1 protein-coding gene is annotated in these 266 nt (G+C 39.1%); it reads right to left on the bottom strand.

The window, feature by feature from the left end; translation table 11 throughout:
• Window positions 1-266: hypothetical protein (locus FVA95_RS32405; RefSeq protein WP_205016079.1), on the bottom strand; the 266-nt coding region annotated here is incomplete at both ends.

Genomic DNA, 266 nt, shown 5'->3' with positions numbered 1-266 from the left:
TCTGAAACCGTGAGAGAAACGTCCGTAAACAGCATTATTGGTATTTATTTTATAATTAGCGGCAGCTGTGTAAGACAACTTATCAATATTATATCTCCAGTAACTGTATTTATTACCCAAAACGCTCATATTATCGTCCGCAGTGGTGGTAGAAAATCCGTGAACGCCATCTGTCGTTAAACCGGAATTATCAAGATTTCCCGAGGTTGTATTGGCAAAAAATCCGCGGTAGAAATCTCGGCTGTAACGTACGCCAACATTAATAT

The sequence above is a fragment of the Pseudonocardia sp. EV170527-09 genome, from assembly GCF_008369905.1.
Lineage (GTDB): Bacteria > Actinomycetota > Actinomycetes > Mycobacteriales > Pseudonocardiaceae > Pseudonocardia.
Note: the sequence above shows the minus strand (reverse complement) of the source record. Positions and strands in the feature narration are given on the sequence as shown.